The organism is Glycomyces sambucus (assembly GCF_900102815.1).
In the GTDB taxonomy this organism is placed as follows: domain Bacteria; phylum Actinomycetota; class Actinomycetes; order Mycobacteriales; family Micromonosporaceae; genus Glycomyces; species Glycomyces sambucus.
Genome location: NZ_FNGF01000001.1, coordinates 403,739 through 420,939, shown reverse-complemented (window position 1 = coordinate 420,939; position 17,201 = coordinate 403,739). Strand labels below are relative to the sequence as shown.

At 72.6% G+C, this 17,201-nt stretch carries 14 protein-coding genes; 6 read left to right on the top strand and 8 right to left on the bottom strand.

The features are described from left to right. The first annotated feature begins 25 nt into the window (after window positions 1-25). Window positions 26-1,030 (top strand): hypothetical protein, encoded by a 1,005-nt coding sequence (locus tag BLS99_RS01955; protein WP_091042607.1) that lies wholly within the window; start codon window positions 26-28, stop codon window positions 1,028-1,030. Window positions 1,031-1,210: 180 nt separating this feature from the next. Here the strand turns inward: BLS99_RS01955 and BLS99_RS01950 are convergent, their stop codons facing one another. Both BLS99_RS01950 and BLS99_RS01945 read right to left on the bottom strand, forming a co-directional pair. Further along, the gene (locus tag BLS99_RS01950; protein ID WP_218126159.1) at window positions 1,211-1,912 is read right to left on the bottom strand and encodes a hypothetical protein; all 702 of its coding nucleotides are present in this window, start codon (window positions 1,910-1,912) and stop codon (window positions 1,211-1,213) included. Between the two features lie 127 nt (window positions 1,913-2,039). Further along, window positions 2,040-2,870, bottom strand: coding sequence for an aldo/keto reductase (locus BLS99_RS01945; protein WP_091042602.1), 831 nt, complete (start codon window positions 2,868-2,870; stop codon window positions 2,040-2,042). A gap of 86 nt (window positions 2,871-2,956) precedes the next feature. Here BLS99_RS01945 and BLS99_RS01940 point away from each other — a divergent pair, with 86 nt between their 5' ends. Beyond that, a complete protein-coding gene (locus tag BLS99_RS01940; protein ID WP_091042598.1) occupies window positions 2,957-3,202 on the top strand; it encodes a transcriptional regulator in 246 nt (81 codons plus the stop codon). 69 nt (window positions 3,203-3,271) lie between these two features. On the opposite strand, the gene BLS99_RS01935 is transcribed toward BLS99_RS01940, so the two are convergent. Beyond that, on the bottom strand, window positions 3,272-4,108 hold the full coding sequence (locus BLS99_RS01935; protein WP_091042595.1) for an aldo/keto reductase: 837 nt from the start codon (window positions 4,106-4,108) through the stop codon (window positions 3,272-3,274). Window positions 4,109-4,127: 19 nt separating this feature from the next. Then, complete coding sequence (gene gmd / locus BLS99_RS01930; protein WP_091044723.1) at window positions 4,128-5,117, bottom strand: GDP-mannose 4,6-dehydratase; 990 nt, start codon at window positions 5,115-5,117, stop codon at window positions 4,128-4,130. Window positions 5,118-5,286: 169 nt separating this feature from the next. Here gmd and BLS99_RS01925 point away from each other — a divergent pair, with 169 nt between their 5' ends. The 4 genes from BLS99_RS01925 to thrS all read left to right on the top strand — a co-directional run bounded on the left by BLS99_RS01925 (window position 5,287) and on the right by thrS (window position 10,993). Then, window positions 5,287-6,432, top strand: a complete 1,146-nt coding sequence (locus tag BLS99_RS01925) for an alkaline phosphatase PhoX (protein WP_091042592.1) — start codon at window positions 5,287-5,289, stop codon at window positions 6,430-6,432. A gap of 110 nt (window positions 6,433-6,542) precedes the next feature. Then, window positions 6,543-7,517 carry an NAD(P)/FAD-dependent oxidoreductase gene (locus BLS99_RS01920; protein ID WP_091042589.1) on the top strand — a complete coding sequence of 325 codons (975 nt, stop codon included), beginning with the start codon at window positions 6,543-6,545 and terminating at the stop codon, window positions 7,515-7,517. 101 nt (window positions 7,518-7,618) lie between these two features. Then, on the top strand, window positions 7,619-8,584 hold the full coding sequence (locus tag BLS99_RS01915; RefSeq protein WP_091042586.1) for an NAD(P)H-quinone oxidoreductase: 966 nt from the start codon (window positions 7,619-7,621) through the stop codon (window positions 8,582-8,584). A gap of 387 nt (window positions 8,585-8,971) precedes the next feature. Further along, window positions 8,972-10,993, top strand: a complete 2,022-nt coding sequence (thrS, locus tag BLS99_RS01910; RefSeq protein ID WP_091042584.1) for a threonine--tRNA ligase — start codon at window positions 8,972-8,974, stop codon at window positions 10,991-10,993. A gap of 40 nt (window positions 10,994-11,033) precedes the next feature. Here thrS and BLS99_RS01905 read toward each other — a convergent pair whose 3' ends face one another. The 4 genes from BLS99_RS01905 to BLS99_RS01890 are packed head-to-tail and all read right to left on the bottom strand — an operon-like array spanning window position 11,034 to window position 17,116. After that, window positions 11,034-13,094: an Hsp70 family protein gene (locus BLS99_RS01905; RefSeq protein ID WP_091042582.1), complete on the bottom strand. Its 2,061-nt coding sequence runs from the start codon at window positions 13,092-13,094 to the stop codon at window positions 11,034-11,036. A gap of 28 nt (window positions 13,095-13,122) precedes the next feature. Continuing rightward, window positions 13,123-14,985: a dynamin family protein gene (locus tag BLS99_RS01900; protein WP_091042577.1), complete on the bottom strand. Its 1,863-nt coding sequence runs from the start codon at window positions 14,983-14,985 to the stop codon at window positions 13,123-13,125. Next, window positions 14,982-15,530, bottom strand: coding sequence for a hypothetical protein (locus tag BLS99_RS01895; protein WP_091042571.1), 549 nt, complete (start codon window positions 15,528-15,530; stop codon window positions 14,982-14,984). Before BLS99_RS01895 ends, BLS99_RS01900 begins: the two co-directional genes overlap by 4 nt. Before the next feature lie 2 nt (window positions 15,531-15,532). Then, window positions 15,533-17,116 (bottom strand): dynamin family protein, encoded by a 1,584-nt coding sequence (locus BLS99_RS01890; protein WP_176953164.1) that lies wholly within the window; start codon window positions 17,114-17,116, stop codon window positions 15,533-15,535. Window positions 17,117-17,201 lie beyond the last annotated feature (85 nt).

Sequence of the window (17,201 nt, the reverse complement as noted above, 5' to 3'; positions counted from 1 at the left end):
GAGCGTGTTCCCATACAGTCGCGCCGTGCCCCGAACACATGACAAGTTCATCATTCCCCTCACCCTCCTCATCGCCCTCGCCCCGGCGGTCTCGGGCTGCTCCCTCTTCGGCGAGCGGACCGAGGCGAACACCCTCGTGACCGGCGACGGCGGCACCGACCCCTGGTGCGCCAGCAGCGACGACGCCTGGCTCATCGACGACGGCGCCGACCTCAAGGGACCGCACTTCGCCCTGTCGATCCTCTGCCACTACCAGGGCGCCGAGATCCCCGAAGACGTCGCCGCCCGCGCCGACGCGCTGGCCGACCTCCCCAAGGCCGCGAACGGCGTGGAGTTCCTGGTCAACCAGATCGCCCACAGCCCCATCTACAAGGCCGAGTTCGAGGACGGCGAGACCGCCGCCTGGATCCAGGTCGGCGACGAGCGGACCGACCTCGACGCCCTGCCGGCCCCCGGCTCGTTCCTGGCGGTCGCCGCCCCCGAAGGCGAGGACGCGGTGCTGTGGGTCGAGGACGACGGCCGCGCCCAGGGCCTCGACCTGCGCACCGGTGAGCGCCACGACCCCGTGGCCGCCTACTACAACGGCGTCGCCGCGGAGTCGGCCAGCCTGAGCGGGTTCAACTACGTCGACTTCGAGGTCACCGACGGCACCGACTCCTGGTTCCTGACCTGCCCCACCCCGTGGGCCGGCGCGACCCGCAACGCCTGGCTCGACGGGCGCGGCTGGGCCGAGGAGGGCCAGGTCTTCATGACCGTGGCGTTCAACTGGTGCCACACGTACACCGAGGTCGCCTGGGTCCTCGACCCGGAGACGGCCGTCACCGTCGACGGGGCGGGGCCGATCGCGTGGGAGGAGGCCGCGACCGGCACCGGCTCCGTGCAGGTCGCGGCGATCTTCTCGGTGCCCGGCGACGCCGCCGAGATCCCCATCGTCTTCACGCCGTTCGGTCATGCGGAATCGGTGGAGACCGGCGAGCCGTGGGCCTTCGTCGAGGACCCCGAGCCCACCGACTGGCTCGCCCGCTTCTAAACACCGGGGACCGGAGCGCCCCCGCTCCGGTCCCGCCGCACCCCTTGGAGCCCTTCATGACACGAATCCGCCCACTCCGCGCGCTCGCGAACGCCGCGGTCGTCCTGACCGTGTCCGCGGCGGTCGGAAACCCGGAGGCCGCCGAGCTGGTGTTCCGGTTCTGACGGGAGTGGTTGCCGCTCAGGCGATCTCGCGGATCAGGGCGCTCAGGATCCGGGCGGTCTTCTCGGGCTGGGTGACGATGGCGAGGTGGTCGGTCGGGAGCTCGGTGACCGGCCATCCCAGCTCGACGGCCTTGGCGGCCTCGCCGTTGTACGCCTCGCTCAGGCGCAGGTACGCGCATGGGCCGGGCGGCCAGTTCGGGGCCTCGGGCGCGATCTCCTCGAAGTAGGCCAAGGGGATACGCGGCAGGCCCGCGATGAAGATCTCGCGCTCCTCGTCGTCGGGGAGCAGACCCTCGATCGCCTCGGGCGGGAACCAGTCGCTCCACTTCGGGAGCACGCCGTCGACGGCGACCTGGCGCAGGTGGTCCCCGAGTTCGGCCGTGGCCGTGGCGAACCAGGCGTGGCCGGGGTGGGGGAGGAGCGCGTCGACGAAGACGGCTGCGGAGGCGCGCGGGACCGCCTCGGCGATCGCCGGGACCAGTTCCCCGGCGCCGCTGTGGGCGACGAGGACCGCCGACTCGTGCGCGGCGTACTCGACGAGCGCGGCGGCGGTCTCGGCGGCGACGGCCGGGTGGTAGGGGCCCTCGTGCGCGAACGCGGGGGCGAGGTCGGGGAGGGCGACGACGTGGCCGAGGGACCGGAGGGCCTCGGCGGTCGGCTCCCAGGCCCGGACTCCGGTCAGGGGGCTGTGCAGCAGTACCAGCAGCGGATCGTCCACGCCTCGATTGTGGTGTGTGAGATCCGGAAGCGCAAGGGCCCCGGGGGCGCCGCCCCCGGGGCCTCACGTGTTAGGGCGTGTCGCGCGCCTCCGCACGGCGACCCGCCGGACCCGCTCCTAGCGGGTGCTAGTTCCCGACCACCGCGGGGTCGCCGCCCTGGCGCACGCCCGTGTCGAGGGCGTCGATCGCGTCGAGTTCGGCGTCGGTGAGGCTGAAGTCGAGGGTCGCCCAGTTCTCGCGGATGCGGTCGGGGGTGACGGACTTCGGGATGACGACGTTGCCGCGCTGGAGGTTCCAGCGCAGCGCCACCTGCGCGGGCGTGCGGTCGTGCGCCTCGGCGGCGGCCTTGACGGCCGGCTCGTCGAAGAGGCCGCCGCCGCGCAGCGCCAGCGGGCCCCACGACTCGGTCGCGATGAGGTGCTCGGCGTGGTAGGCGCGCAGCTCGGGCTGGCTGAAGTACGGGTGCAGCTCGACCTGGTTGAGCTCGGCCGCCGCGCCGGTCTCGGTCTCGATGCGGTCGAGGTGCTCGATCGTGAAGTTCGAGACCCCGGCGGCGCGGATGAGCCCTTCGGCGCGGGCGTCGACCAGCGCCTGCCACGACTCGACGTACTTGCCGACGGCCGGGCGCGGCCAGTGCAGCAGGTACAGGTCGAGGTAGTCGGTGCCCAGGCGCGCGAGGGAGTCCTCCAGGCCCTTGCGGACGTCGTCGTAGCCGTGGTCCCAGACCTTGCTGGTCAGGAACACGTCGCCGCGGTCGAGGCCGGAGGCGGCGAGCGCGCGGCCGACGCCCTCCTCGTTGCCGTAGCCGGTCGCGGTGTCGAGGAGGCGGTAGCCGGTCTCCAGCGCGGTCTCGACCGCCGCCTGGGAGTCGCCGTCCTCGATCTTGAAGGTGCCGAAGCCGAAGCGCGGGATCACGGCACCGCCGGTCAGTGTGATGGACGTGCTCAGTTCGCTCATGCGGGCAAAACTACTCACCCGGCGAGCGATTGCCCAGGCTTTGCCGCCCCGGAAAGTCCGGGTTTTCCCCCTCGGAAAGTCCGGACTTGACGCGATGGAAAGTCACGACCGAGGTCGAGTTCGCGGCCCTGCGCGACGGGCTCGGCGTCAGCGACTCCGTCCTCAGCAAGCAGCTCAAGGCCCTGGAGGACGCCGGGTACCTGACGGTCCGCAAGTCGGCCCTCGAAGGCCGCACCCGCACCTGGGCCGCCCTCACCGACGCCGGGCGCGCCGCCTTCGCCGGCCACGTGGCCGAACTCAAGCGCCTCGCCGAAGGCGTCCCGATCGACTAGCGGCGCCGCGGAGGCACCGGCGAGACGCCGAAGGGCGGCCGGAGCATTCCGGCCGCCCTTCCGCTCACGTCAGCGCTCGCTGCCGCCCGGGTCGATTCCCTGGCGCTCGCCCGTCTCGAGGGCGTCGATCGCCTCCATCTCGTCCTCGGTCAGCGCGAAGTCGAACACGTCGAAGTTCTCGGCGATGCGGCTCGCCTTGGAGGACTTGGGGATCACGATGCACCCGTTCTGGAGGTGCCAGCGGATGACCACCTGCCCCGGGCTCTTCCCGTGGGCCGCGGCCGCCGCGGTGACGGCGTCCTCGGACAGGACCGAGCCGGTGCGCTGGCCCAGCGGCCCCCACGACTCGGTCGCGATGCCGCGCTCGGCCTGCCAGGCGCGCAGCTCCGGCTGGTTGAAGTACGGGTGCAGCTCGACCTGGTTCACCGACGGCCACGCCCCGGTGCCCTCGTGGACCTCCTCGAGGTGCTCGGGCAGGAAGTTCGAGACGCCCGCCGAGCGGATCAGCCCCTCCTCGCGGGCCTTGAGCAGCGCCGCGAAGGTCTCGACGTACAGGCCCTGCTTCGGGGAGGGCCAGTGGATCAGGTACAGGTCGAGGTAGTCGGTGCCCAGGCGCTCCAGCGACGCCTCCAGGGCCGCGCGGACCGCGTCGGCGCCGTGGTGGTCGTTCCACGCCTTCGTGGTCAGGAACACCTCCTCGCGCGGGACGCCCGAGCCGTTCACGGCGCGGCCGACCCCGACCTCGTTGCCGTACATCTCGGCGGTGTCGATGAGCCGGTACCCGGTCGCCAGCGCCGCCTCGACGGCCTCCTGCGCCTCGTCGTCGCCGACCTTGTAGGTCCCGTAGCCGATGCGGGGCATGACCGTGCCGTCGTTGAGCGTCACCGGTTCCCTGAGATCTGTCATGCCCGCGATGGTAGCCGCGCTACGGGCCCTCCCGCAGGGCCTTGCGGTCGGCGTCGACCATGATCCGGGCCAGCTCGTCCCAGTGGACGCGGGCCTTCCAGCCGATCTCGCGCTCGATCTTCGCGGCGTTCCCGACCAGCTCGGGGACCTCCGCGGGGCGCTCGTACCGGTCGTCGTGCTCCACGTGGTCGCGCCAGTCGAGGCCGGCGTGCGCGAACGCGGCCTCGGCGAACTCCCGCACCGTGGCCGCCCGCCCGGTGGCCACGACGTAGTCCACCGGCTCGCGGTGCTGGAGCATGAGCCACATCGCCTCGGTGTACTCGGGCGCGTACCCCCAGTCGCGGACCGCGTCGAGGTTCCCCAGGTAGACCTTCTTCTCCAGGCCCGCCGCGATCCGGGCCACGGCCCGCGTGACCTTGCGGGTCACGAACGTCTCCCCGCGCCGCGGGCTCTCGTGGTTGAACGCGATCCCGTTGACCGCGAACATCCCGTACGACTCCCGGTAGTTCACCGTCGCCCAGTGCGCGTACAGCTTCGCGACCCCGTAGGGGCTGCGCGGGTGGAACGGCGCGCCCTCGTCCTGCGGCGGGGCCGTGGTCCCGAACATCTCCGAGGTCGACGCCTGGTAGATCTTCGCGTCGATCCGGCTGGCGCGCACCGCCTCCAGGAGCCGGATCGCGCCGAGCGCGGTCACGTTCGCGGTGTAGTCGGGCAGGTCGAAGCTCACCCGCACGTGCGACTGCGCGGCCAGGTTGTAGATCTCGTCCGGGACGATGTCGCGGATGAGGTTCACCAGGAGCCCCGCGTCGGTGACGTCGCCCTTGTGGAGGAACAGCCGCCGCCCCGACTCGTGCGGGTCCTGGTACACCGCGTCGAGCCGCGAGGTGTTCGCGATCAGCGACGACGCGTGCCGCACCACCCCGTGCACCGTGTAGCCCTTCGCGAGCAGCAGTTCGGCCAGGTACGAGCCGTCCTGGCCGGTGATGCCGGTGATCAGCGCTGTCTTCACGGGCACGAGTCTAGTTCGTGCCCGGACCGACCCCGACCGTTCAGTGAACGGTCCGCGGCCCGTCACCGGAACGTTTCGTGACGTCTACTCGCAAAAGTCGCGAATTCCCTACGCTGGCCTGCGGCAGCGCTTCCGCTGCGCTCCATCCTCCCCCAAAGGACTGCCAACCATGCAACGACGGAACGTCATGCGAGCCGCGGTCGCCGGCGCCGGATCGGTCGCCCTCGGCTTCACCATGACCCGACCCTCCTTCGCCTACCCCGCGCTCCCCGGAACCAGCCCGTACGGCGCCCTCCAGGCCGCCGACGCGCGCGGGCTCCAGCTCCCCGCCGGGTTCACCTCCCGGATCGTGGCCCGCTCCTCCCAGACCGTGCCCGGCACCTCCTACACCTGGCACAGCGCCCCCGACGGCGGCGCGTGCTTCGCCGACGGGAACGGCTGGATCTACGTCTCCAACTCCGAGGTCTCCTCCGGCGGCGGGGTCGGCGCCCTGCGCTTCGACGCCTCCGGGAACGTCGTCGACGCCTACCGCACCCTCAGCGGCACCCGCACTAACTGCGCCGGCGGGGCCACACCCTGGCACACGTGGCTGTCCTGCGAGGAGGTCGACCGCGGCTACGTCTACGAGACCGACCCCTTCGGCGACGACGCCGCGGTCCGCCGCGACGCCATGGGCCGCTTCAAGCACGAGGCCGCCGCGGCCGACGCCGACCACGGCGTCGTGTACCTGACCGAGGACGTCAGCGACGGCGCCTTCTACCGCTTCCGCCCCGCCACCTGGGGGAACCTCGCCACCGGGACCCTCCAGGTCCTCACCCAGACCGGCTCGGCGCTCGCGTGGGCCACCGTGCCCGACCCGGACGGCTCGCCGACCGCCACCCGCAACCAGGTGGCGAACACCAAGCGCTTCAACGGCGGCGAGGGCTGCTACTACACCGACGGCATCTGCTTCTTCACCACCAAGGGCGACAACAAGGTCTGGGCCTACGACGCCGACGCCAACACCCTCGCCACCGTCTACGACGACAACGTCTCCGGCGCCCCGCTCACCGGGGTCGACAACATCACCGGCGCCTCCGGCAGCGGCGACCTGTTCGTGGCCGAGGACGGCGGCAACATGGAGATCTGCATCATCACCCCCGACGACGTCGTGGCCCCGTTCCTGCGCATCACCGGCCAGAGCGGCTCCGAGATCACCGGCCCCGCCTTCAACCCCGCCGGGAACCGCCTCTACTTCTCGTCGCAGCGCGGGACCAGCGGCTCCAGCAGCGGCGGCATCACCTACGAGGTCACCGGGCCCTTCCGGGGGCTCTGATCCCCACGGGGCCGCGCGGGCGACTTCGCGCGGCCCCGCCGGGGCCCCGCCACCGCTACGATCGTGGGAACCGCCACGGACTGCCACTACCACGAAGCCGGTGACCGCCCTTGCCTCTCATCACAGTGGACCTCGCGATCGTCGGCGCGGGCCCGACGGGCCTCTTCGCCGCCTACTACGCCGGCTTCCGCGGCCTGCGCACCGCCGTCATCGACACCCTTCCCGAGGCCGGCGGCCAGATCACCGCCATGTACCCCGAGAAGCAGATCTACGACGTCGCCGGGTTCCCCGCGATCAAGGGCCGCGACCTCGTCGCGAACCTCCTGCGCCAGGCCGCGCCCTTCGCGCCGGTCTACCTCCTCGGCCACCAGGCCCAGAAGCTCGAGCACGCTGACGGCCTGCCCGTCATCGGCCTCTCCGGCGACGTCACCGTGGCCGCGAAAGCGCTGCTCGTGACCGGCGGCCTCGGCAGCTTCTCGCCCCGCCCGCTCCCCGCGGCCGACGGGTTCCGCGGGGCCGGGATCGTCTACTTCGTCCCCGAACTCGCCGCCCACGCCGGGCAGGACGTGGTCATCGTCGGCGGCGGCGACTCCGCCTTCGACTGGGCCCTCGCGCTCCACGGGGTCGCCCGCAGCACCGTGATCGTCCACCGCCGCGAGCGGTTCCGCGCCCACGCCGCCACCATCGAGCGCGTGCGCGCCCTCGGGGTCCCGATCATCGTGAACGCGCAGGTCACCGCCATCCACGGCACCGCGTTCGTCGACGGCGTCGCGCTCGAAGTGAAGGACGAGGGCCCGCGGGAGCTGCCCGCCGACGCCGTCGTGGCCGCCCTCGGGTTCACCGCCGACCTCGGCCCGCTGGGGGAGTGGGGCCTGGACCTCGACCACCGCACGATCGCGGTCGACTCGACCATGGCCGCGAGCCTCCCGCGCACCTACGCCGCGGGCGACATCGCGTCGTACCCCGGCAAGGTCAAGCTCATCGCCACCGGCTTCGGCGAGGCCGCCACGGCCGTCAACAACGCCGCCGTCGCGATCGACCCCGCCGCGCACCTCTTCCCGGGACACTCCAGCGAGAACCCGTAACACGTTGCGGCACAAGGGAATCCACTGTTCTCCGGGGTCCTGATATGACTTACTGACGGGTATGTCGCTTTGGGCTCCAGGCGCAGTCATACTATGCGGGAATGCTTGCCATGACCGTGTCCGGCGGGAGCCTCACCGCCGCCCAGGTGCCCGAACCCGCGCCCGGCCCCGATGAGGTCCTCATCGAGGTCGCCGCCGCCGGCGTCAACCGCGCCGACCTCCTCCAGGTCTCCGGCCACTACCCGCCCCCGCAGGGCGCGCCCGCCTGGCCCGGCCTGGAGGTCTCCGGAACCATCGTCGACGTCGGCAGCGCCGACAACGCCACCCTCCTCGGCGCCGAGGTCTGCGCCCTCCTCCCCGGCGGCGGCTACGCCCAGTTCGCCACCGTGGACGCCGGGCTCGTGCTGCCCGTCCCCGAGCACGTCGACCTCGTCGACGCCGCCGGCCTGCCCGAGGCCGCCGCCACCGTCTACTCCAACCTCGGCTACCTCCTCGGCGAGGACGCGTCCCGCAAGCGCCGCGTCCTCGTGCACGGCGGCTCCGGCGGGGTCGGCAGCTTCGCCGTGCAGTTCGCGCGCCAGCTCGCCGGCGCCGAGACCTGGACCACCGCCCGCGGCGAGTTCGCCAAGCGGCTCGAAGCCCTCGGCGCCGACCGGGTCGTGGACTACCGCAGCGAGGACTTCGCCGCCCTCGCGCAGGAGGCCGGCGGCGCCGACGCGATCCTCGACGTCATCGGCGCGGCCTACTTCGAGCCCAACCTCAAGGCCCTCGCCCAGGACGGCCGCCTCGCCATCATCGGCCTCCAGCAGGGGAACGCCGCCCAGATCCACCTCGGCGGCCTCCTCGCCAAGCGCGCCACGATCACCGGCACCACGCTCCGCGCCCGCCCCCTGGAGCAGCGCCGCCAGATCCTCGCCGAGGTCTTCGAACGCGTCTGGCCCGCCCTCGACACCGGCGACATCAAGCCCGTCGTCACCACCCGCCTCCCCCTCGGCGACGCCGCCGAAGCCCACCGCCTCATGGGCGCCGGCGGCCACTTCGGCAAGATCGTCCTCACCGCGAAATAGTCCGGATCTGCCAGCATCTTTGGCCCAGTAGGATCGCGCTTGAAGAGCAAAGCGCCAGCGCGATCCTACTGGGCAGAGGATGTTTTCGCAGCTCAGGGCCTTATTGCTCTACTTCTCGCAGCAGCCGTGGCAGCAGTCCGCTCCCGCGCACTCGCACGCGTCGTCGTTGCAGCAGTTGCAGCACTCGTCGCTCATTCGCACCCACCTCCCACTTCCGCTCCGGGTCATGGACCGACCGTAGACCCCGGTGCCGGGACCGGGGCCGAGTCCTGCCCGCGAGTACTTCCTGACACGCCTCACCCGCCGGTAATGGGCTCGATCGGCTCCCCGGCCGACGACTACCATGGACCCGAACGTCAAGCGCCGGCCGCTCGACCGGCCCATTCCATGAGGAGAACCGTGGCTTCCGCAGCACCGAATCAGAGTCCAGGCGTCGTCGAACCCCTCTGGGTGACGGCTGGCACTACCGGTGCCGACGCGGTCGCCGAGGCCGGCCTCCCCGTCGCGGGACCGCACGCGATCGTCGTCCTCCGCGACGCCGAGGGACAGCTGCGGGACCTCTCGTGGGCCCCCGACGCCGACCAGAAGGTCGAGCCCGTCCCGCTGAACAGTCCCGACGGGCTCAACGTGCTGCGCCACTCGGCCGCGCACGTCATGGCCCAGGCCGTCCAGGAGCTCAAGGAGGCCAAGCTCGGCATCGGCCCGCCGATCACCGACGGGTTCTACTACGACTTCGACGTCGCCGAGCCGTTCAACCCCGACGACCTCAAGGCCGTCGAGAAGCGCATGCTCCAGATCATCAAGCAGGGGCAGACCTTCCACCGCCGCAAGTACGCGTCCCTCGACGAGGCCCGCGCCGAACTCGCGAACGAGCCCTACAAGCTCGAACTCATCGAGACCAAGGGCGAGGGCACCGACGCCGACGAGGTCATGGAGGTCGGCGGCGGCGAGCTCACCGCCTACGACAACCGCGACCGCACCGGCGAGAAGGTCTGGTCCGACCTCTGCCGCGGCCCGCACCTGCCCTCCACCAAGCTCATCGGCGCGGTCAAGCTCATGCGCTCGGCCGCCGCGTACTGGATGGGCTCGGAGAAGAACCCGCAGCTCCAGCGCATCTACGGCACCGCGTGGCCCACCGTCCAGGAGCAGAAGGACTACCTCGCGCGCCTCGCCGAGGCCGAGAAGCGCGACCACCGCAAGCTCGGGCAGCAGCTCGACCTGTTCTCGTTCCCCGACCAGCTCGGCTCCGGCCTCGCGGTGTTCCACCCCAAGGGCGGCATCATCCGGTACGAGATGGAGTCCTACCTGCGCGAACGCCAGAAGCAGGCCGGGTACGAGCTCGTCAACACCCCGCACATCTCCAAAGAGGCCCTGTTCCACACCTCGGGCCACCTGCCGCACTACAGCGACGGCATGTTCCCGCCCATGGAGTTCGAGGGCGCGAACTACTACCTCAAGGCCATGAACTGCCCGATGCACAACCTGATCTTCCAGTCGCGGGGGCGCTCCTACCGGGAGCTGCCGCTGCGCCTGTCGGAGTTCGGGTCGGTGTACCGCTACGAGAAGTCCGGCGTCGTCCACGGCCTCACCCGCGTCCGCGGCATGACCCAGGACGACGCGCACATCTACTGCACCCAGGAGCAGGCGCCCGGCGAGATCAAGAGCCTCCTGGAGTTCGTGCTCCAGCTCCTGCGCGACTACGGCCTCGACGACTTCTACCTGGAGCTGTCGACCAAGGGCGACTCCGACAAGTTCATCGGCGACGACGAGCAGTGGGAGACCGCCACCGCGACCCTCCGCGAGGTCGCCGAGGCCTCGGGCCTCGACCTGGTCCCCGACCCGGGCGGCGCGGCCTTCTACGGCCCCAAGATCTCCGTCCAGGCCAAGGACGCGATCGGCCGCACCTGGCAGATGTCGACCATCCAGCTCGACTTCAACCAGCCCGCGCGCTTCGGCCTGGAGTACTCGGCGGCCGACGGCACCCGCAAGCAGCCGGTCATGATCCACCGCGCCCTCTTCGGTTCGATCGAGCGCTTCTTCGGCGTGCTCACCGAGCACTACGCGGGCGCGTTCCCGGCCTGGCTCGCGCCGGTCCAGGCCGTGGGCATCCCGGTCCGCGACGAGAACGCCGACTACCTGGAGGCGTTCTTCGGCCGCCTGCGCGCCGAAGGGATCCGCGCGGAGGTCGACCACTCGGACGACCGCATGCAGAAGAAGGTCCGCAACGCGCAGCTCCAGAAGATCCCGTTCATGGTCATCGCCGGCGACGACGACCAGAACGCCGGGACCGTGTCCTTCCGCTACCGCGACGGCTCCCAGCGCAACGGCGTCCCCGCCGACGAGGCGATCGCCCACGTCGCCGAGGTCATCGCCTCGCGCGTGAACGTCGGCCCCTCGGCCGCCGAATAAGCGAGGACGGGGCGCCGCCGATCGCTCGGCGGCGCCCCGCTCAGTCCGTGGACGCCGCCAGGAACGCCGCCGCCGCGGCGTTCGCCAGACCGAACGCGGTCGCCAGGCCGGCCGGCCCGGACACGTTGTAGCCCACGATGACCGCCGCCGCGGCCAGCGCGAGGCACAGCACCGAGCTGAACATCTGGACCCCACGGAGCGAGACCACGTCGTCGAGGAAGACCAGGCCCCAGAGGACGACGAAGACGGCCGCCACCGCCGCGAGCGTCCCGACGACCCCGCCGATCCAGCCGGTCGACAGGAAGTCCCAGACCCGCGGCTCCGTCCACGCCGCGAGCCGCCCGTACGCGAGCGCCGACCACCACGTGAACAGCGCGACCCCGCCCGCGGTGATGAGCAGGATGAACGTGTCGCCGAACTGGTCGCCGATGCGGTACATGCTGTTCGAGACGTGCTCCACCGCCACGATGTAGGCGATCACCGCGAGATTCAGCAGCAGTGCGATGGGGATCGCGGCGTCGCCCCACCCGTCGAGGCGGCCCCAGACCACCGCGCCGCCCACCGCCAGGTAGGCGACCGTGAGCCACGGGCACACGTGGTCGCGCGGGCGCTCCTCGACGACGTACACATAGGTCACGACCACGAGGTACAGGCCCGCGAGCAGGCAGAGCGTGCCGGTGACCCCCGCGACCCAGCCGCCGGGCACCCACGGCCACGAATGCGCGTCGAGCCATCCCGCGAAGCCGTGGTAGACCCACAGGCCCGCCTGCACGAACCCGCCGAGGGCCGCCACGCTGCCGAGCATGGCCCACGAGATCTTCCCGGTGTCCCAGTGGTTCCGGGGAGCGCGCGCGTGCCGGCGCCGACCGAAGTCGAAGTCGCCCAGGTGGTCCTCGAAGGGCGGCGCCTCGGCCGCGGTCGGCAGCGCCGCTGTGGAGAGCGGCACGGTCGCGTGCGTCGCGGTCGCCTCGTCCGCGTCCGGCTCGGCGGCCGGCTCCTCCACCGCCGTCCCGGCCTCGTTCAACAGGTCCTTGGCGTGCAGCGCGGCGCCCAGCGCCACCGCGAGCTCGGGTTCGGCGACCTTGACGATCCGGTCGGAGTGGTCCTGGAGGAGCTTCGCGATGAGCTTGAGGCGGGTGCTGCCGCCGACGGGCACCACCTGGCCGACGTCGTCCCACGTGAGGTCCGCCGAGCGCAGCAGCTCCTCGCACGCGGCGATCGTGTCGTCCAGCATCGGGCCGATCGCGCCGTCCAGGGTCTCCTGGTCGACCTCGACCGGGTCGCCCGCGGGCAGGTGCAGGGTCGTGGACGCCACCACCGACAGCGCCCGCTTGGCGCTCTCGCACTCGTCGCGGAAGTTGAGGAACCGGCGGGTGCCGTCGTCGTCGTCCGGGTCGGCCTGGAGCCACGCCCGCTGCGGCGGGTCGCGCTCCAGCGCGACCATCTGCATCAGCGCGGTCGTGAAGTCGACCCCGCCCACGTCCGGGCGCCCGCCCGGCTGGCCCACGACCGTGTAGCCCTCCCCGGTGCTCCCGTGCGCGAGCGCGCAGTCGAAGGTGCCGCCGCCGAGGTCGTACACCAGCGCGTACCGCTCCCCGAGGATGAGGTCCTTGTCGAACGCGTACCGCAGGGCCGCGACGGGCTCGGGCAGCAGCACCACGGTCGCGGGGTCGAACCCGGCCGCCTCGGCGGCGTCCCGCATCCGGTTGCGCTGCACCTCGTCCCAGGAGGCCGGGACGGTGATGACGACCCGCTTGGCCGGGCCGGGGATGCGGTCGAGGGCGCACTTGCGCAGGTGCGCGAGGAGGGCCGTCACCAGCTCGTCGGTGCGCACGGTCCGGTCGCCGAGCTGCGCGGGCACCGTGGAGCGGAACTCGCGCTTGAACTGGGACCGGAAGGCGCTCAGGCGCAGCCGGCCCAGGCGCTCGGCCGTGGTCCCCACGACCAGGCGCCCGTCCTCGGTCATGAGAGCGCACGAGGGGAACGTGTAGGAGGACTGCGCCGACTCCGGATCGGAGATCCGGGTGACGTTGCCCTCGGCGTCGACGACGATGATCGCCGAGGTCGAGGTGCCGAAGTCGATGCCGTAGCCGATGTCCATGGGCGGGGTCGCTCCTGTCTGGGGCGGGTCAGAGCCGGGTCAGGCGGTCGTGGAGGGCGGTCAGGCGGTCGCCGAGGAGCCGGTACTCCTCGGTGCGGCGGCGCAGGTCCGCGAGGTGCCGTTCGAGGTCCCTGGCGTCGCGGTCGGAGGACGCCTCGAGCCGCCGCACCGACGCCTCCAGGCTCACCAGCGACCGCTCCACCTCGGACTCCACGCGGTCCTCCAGGTGCGCGCGCTGCTGCTTCACCGCGGCGTCGAAGCGGCGGCCGATCTCCAGGATCTCCCGGTCCAGCGCCGGCACCACGTACCGGACCATGCGCTTGACCTGGAGCGTGCGCCGCTCGCCGCGGTCCTCCTGGATCTGCTCGGTCGCGCCGCTGACGAACCCGATGATGTTGAACAGCAGGCCGCCGACGACGCCGCCGATCACCGACCCGGCCCCCGGCGCGAACAGCGAGGTCACCAGCGCCCCGATGGTGGCCCCGAACGCCCCCGCGGCCATCGAGGACTCGAACCCGGTGCGCAGCCACCCGAGGTTGCGCTTGCGGCCGAGCACGTCCCCGGGGACGGCGATCGCGGGCAGGTACCGCTCATGCCCGGCCCCGCTCACCATGAGCGGCACCGCGATCCGCTCGGCGATCTCGGCGGCGGCGCGGCTGGTCCGCTCGATCATCGCGGCCTCGACCTCGTCGACGATCGCCCCGATCTCAGTGCACACCTGCCCGAGGAGCTGCCGCGCGTCGGACCCGCCCGCGGGGTTCTCGGCCTGGGCCTTGAAGTCCCGCTTCGCGTCCTGGCAGCGCCGGTCGAGGTCGACGCGCAGCTCCCGCTCGATCTCGGCGACGCGCCGGCCGAGGTCGGCCCGCCAGGACGCGTCGGGTCCGCGCAGCTCGGCGGCGCGGGCCCGCTCCCTCGCGATGTGCGCCAGCGTCTCGCCGAGGTCGGTGCCCGGCCCCATCCCCGCGAACTCGTTCACCACCGGCGCCGACGACTCGCGTACGACCGCGGTGATCTCCCCGAGCGCGCGTTCGATCCGCGGCGCGATGCAGGTCGCGGCCAGGCCGTTCCACAGCTCCCGTTCGAGTTCGGCGAAGCCCGACCCGCCGTCCTCGCGGCCCTCGGCGAGCTCGGCCTCGCGCTCGACCGCCGAGACCGCGACGACCCGGACCTGCCCCTCGGGGAGGTCGAGCGCGCCGCCGATCCGCTCGGCGATGTCGGCGACGGCGCCCGCGGCGTCGTAGATCCGGTCGGCCTTCGTCGCCGCCACCAGCACGGTCGGGCAGGACCGCTCGGCGCGCCGCAGGAACTCCAGCTCCGGTTTCGACAGGGGGTCGATCACGTTGCACACGAACAGGATTCCGTCGGTGCGCGGCAGCAGCGCGTTGGTGATCGCGGTGTGCTCGGGGTAGAGCGTCCCGATCCCGGGCGTGTCGACCAGGACCAGGCCGCGGCGCAGCAGCGGGGACGGGACGGCGACGTCGAGGGACCGCACGCGCTCGCGGTTGCGCGGGTTCCCGTGCTGCGAGCCGTACCTGGCGAGGGCGGCGAACGGGACGGGCTGCTCGACGGGGCGCCCGTCCTCCTCCTCGATGCGGACCGCGGCCTTCGCCTCGGCGCCCCAGCGGACCGTCGCGATCGCGGAGGTGGTCGCGCGGATGCCCACGGGCAGCAGGTCGGGGCGGCCGATGAGGGCGTTGACGAGGCTCGACTTGCCGCGGCTGTACTCACCGCAGACGGTCACGGTGTACACGTCGGAGGCGAGGCGGGACCGGCTCTCGCGCAGGCGGATCGCGGAGGCGTCGGCGAGGTCGGCGCCCGCGACGCGGGCGACCTCCTCGTACAGGTCGAGGATCTCGCGGCGCAGGGCCGCGACCGAGCCGTAGACGCTCACCGGGCCTCCTCGACGTAGGCGACGACCTGCTGGGGCCGCACGAGCAGGCCGTTCCAGCGCACCCCGGGCCGCAGGGTCCGGGCCACGTGGTGGACCAGGGCCGGGTCGCCGGTGGGCGTGGTGGTGATGACCTCGTGCTGGGGGGTGCGGACCGGCCCGTCCTCGGTGACCAGGCCCGCCCCGGCCTGGGCCAGCAGCTCGGCGACGTCGCGGCGCATCCGCTCGACCTCCCGCGACGGCCCTCCCTCCTGCCCGGCGGCCACCTCCAGCCAGTCGTAGGTCCTCACCAGCGACAGCACGATCGCGGGCGGCCGCTCCTCGGGTACCGCCGCGGGCGCCTCGGGCGCCGCGACGGGCGGCAGCGAATCGAGGACCGCGAGTGCGAACTCCAGTTCGGCGACCTCGTCCACGTCCCGGTCCGACAGCCCCGACCTGTCCCCGCCCACGCCGTAGAGCTGCGCGATCCGGTACGCGAGCTGCGCGGTCAGGCGGCGGCGCCGCCGCGCGCGCCGTCCGCCGCGCAGCCGCAGGAGGTCCCTCATCATCGTCACTCCTTGATGTCCAGCAGCGATTGCGCCTGCCTGATGCGGTGGAGGATGCGCCAGTAGCTGTTGCGGATGATCCGCGCGACGTGGCGGGCGCGGCCCGGCAGCGACGCGCCCTCGCACTGGCGCGACCAGTAGTCGCCGCGTTCGACCGCGAGCCGCTCCAGTTCCGGCAGCGGCGTGTCGGCGCCGCGGCCCAGCCGCTGCTCGCACCGGGTGCCGTACTCGCCGGTGACGCGCAGGATCTCCTCGCGCTCGGCCTCGGTGAACCCGAGGTCCCCGGCGTAGAACGCGGCCAGGGCGTTCAGCTCGTCGAGGCTGGAGTCCTCGAACTCCAGCTCGTTGAGCTTGCGCTCGACCAGTTCCAGGATCGCGAGCTCGGCCCGCTCGGCGCCCGATTTCGCGGCGGCCACGGCCCGGCGTACCCGGTGCAGTCCCGAGTGGAGCTTGATGAACGCGGCCCGGTTCCCGAAGTGCCGGGCGAGTTTCGCGTTGAGCCCGTCGACGCCGCTGATCTCGCGCAGGTGCGCCCGCAGCGCCGCCGCGCCGGCCTCCGGGTGCGCGGCGAGGAACCGGCAGGCCCGGTACAGGCCCCACGGCTGCAGCGACTCGTACAGGTCCAGGCGCACCGCGGCGGGCACCTCCGGGGCGAAGTCGGCGCCGTCGACGAACCTGCGGCCCGAGCGCAGCCGCCCCGCGAGCTCGACCGGGTCGGCCTTCGCGAGGGCCCGCAGGCCCGCCACGGACTCCGGGGTGAGCCGGGCCGCGCCGTGCGCCGCGACGGCCGCGACCGCGACCATGTCGAAGAAGTACCGCGAGAGCTGCGGCACCGCGTGGCGGCTGCCCGAGACCTGCCGCATCTGCTCCAGCGGGTCGGCCTCGGGGAGCCCGGGGCGCCAGTGCATGTCGCACTTGGCGTACACCCCGATCGCGAAGACCGGCGTCACCTTCCCGGGGGTCTTCTCGGCGAACCGCTCGACCAGCGCGAAGTCCTCCTCGTGGACCTCGCTGTCGATGAGGAACACGAGCGCGTCGGCGGCGAGCAGAGCCGACTCGCTGTCGCGGTGGGACCGCAGCCCGAGGGCGTCCTCGGTGGCGGTGCCGTCCTCCTCGTACACGCTCGCGAGCCCGGGCGTGTCCAGGAGCCGGAACGACTTCAGGAACTCCGAGGGCACGCCGTACTCGACGCGGGCCACGCCCGGCGCGGGGTGCGCGCCGCCGCGGTCGCGGACCGTCAGCCGGTGCAGGTCCTCGGGGCGCCCGCGCACGGCGGCGCCGTCCTCGTACCTGACGGTGACCGCGGGCGCGGGCGCGTACGACAGCTCGGTCACCACCGACGTGGTCTCGCCGCGCCCCACCGCCACCTCGTCGCGGTCGATCATGGCGTTGACCAAGGTGGACTTGCCGCGGCTGGCCTGGCCCGCGATGGCCACGCGCAGCGGCTGGCCGAGCCGTTCGCGGGCGGCGGCGAGCGCGTCGTGGAGCGCGGCGAGGCGCGGCTGGCCGCGCGTCAGCCGCAGGCACTCGCCGAAGGCGGCCTGGGCGCGGGTGGGGCGGTCGGGTTCGGGCGGGGGGAGTACCGGCACACGTGCCTCCACGAGGGATGGGAACGGCCGTGAACCCACATTATGGCGCGGCGGTGCACGTCGCGGGGCCCGCGTTCACCCTCCC

Excerpts from the sequence above, each read along its gene's own strand:
- BLS99_RS01925 (WP_091042592.1), top strand. The coding sequence starts at position 5,287 with ATGCAACGACGGAACGTCATGCGAGCCGCGGTCGCCGGCGCCGGATCG.
- BLS99_RS01935 (WP_091042595.1), bottom strand. The coding sequence starts at position 4,108 with ATGACAGATCTCAGGGAACCGGTGACGCTCAACGACGGCACGGTCATG.
- thrS (WP_091042584.1), top strand. The coding sequence starts at position 8,972 with ATGAGGAGAACCGTGGCTTCCGCAGCACCGAATCAGAGTCCAGGCGTC.
- BLS99_RS01905 (WP_091042582.1), bottom strand. The coding sequence starts at position 13,094 with ATGGACATCGGCTACGGCATCGACTTCGGCACCTCGACCTCGGCGATC.
- BLS99_RS01915 (WP_091042586.1), top strand. The coding sequence starts at position 7,619 with ATGCTTGCCATGACCGTGTCCGGCGGGAGCCTCACCGCCGCCCAGGTG.
- BLS99_RS01895 (WP_091042571.1), bottom strand. The coding sequence starts at position 15,530 with ATGATGAGGGACCTCCTGCGGCTGCGCGGCGGACGGCGCGCGCGGCGG.
- BLS99_RS01945 (WP_091042602.1), bottom strand. The coding sequence starts at position 2,870 with ATGAGCGAACTGAGCACGTCCATCACACTGACCGGCGGTGCCGTGATC.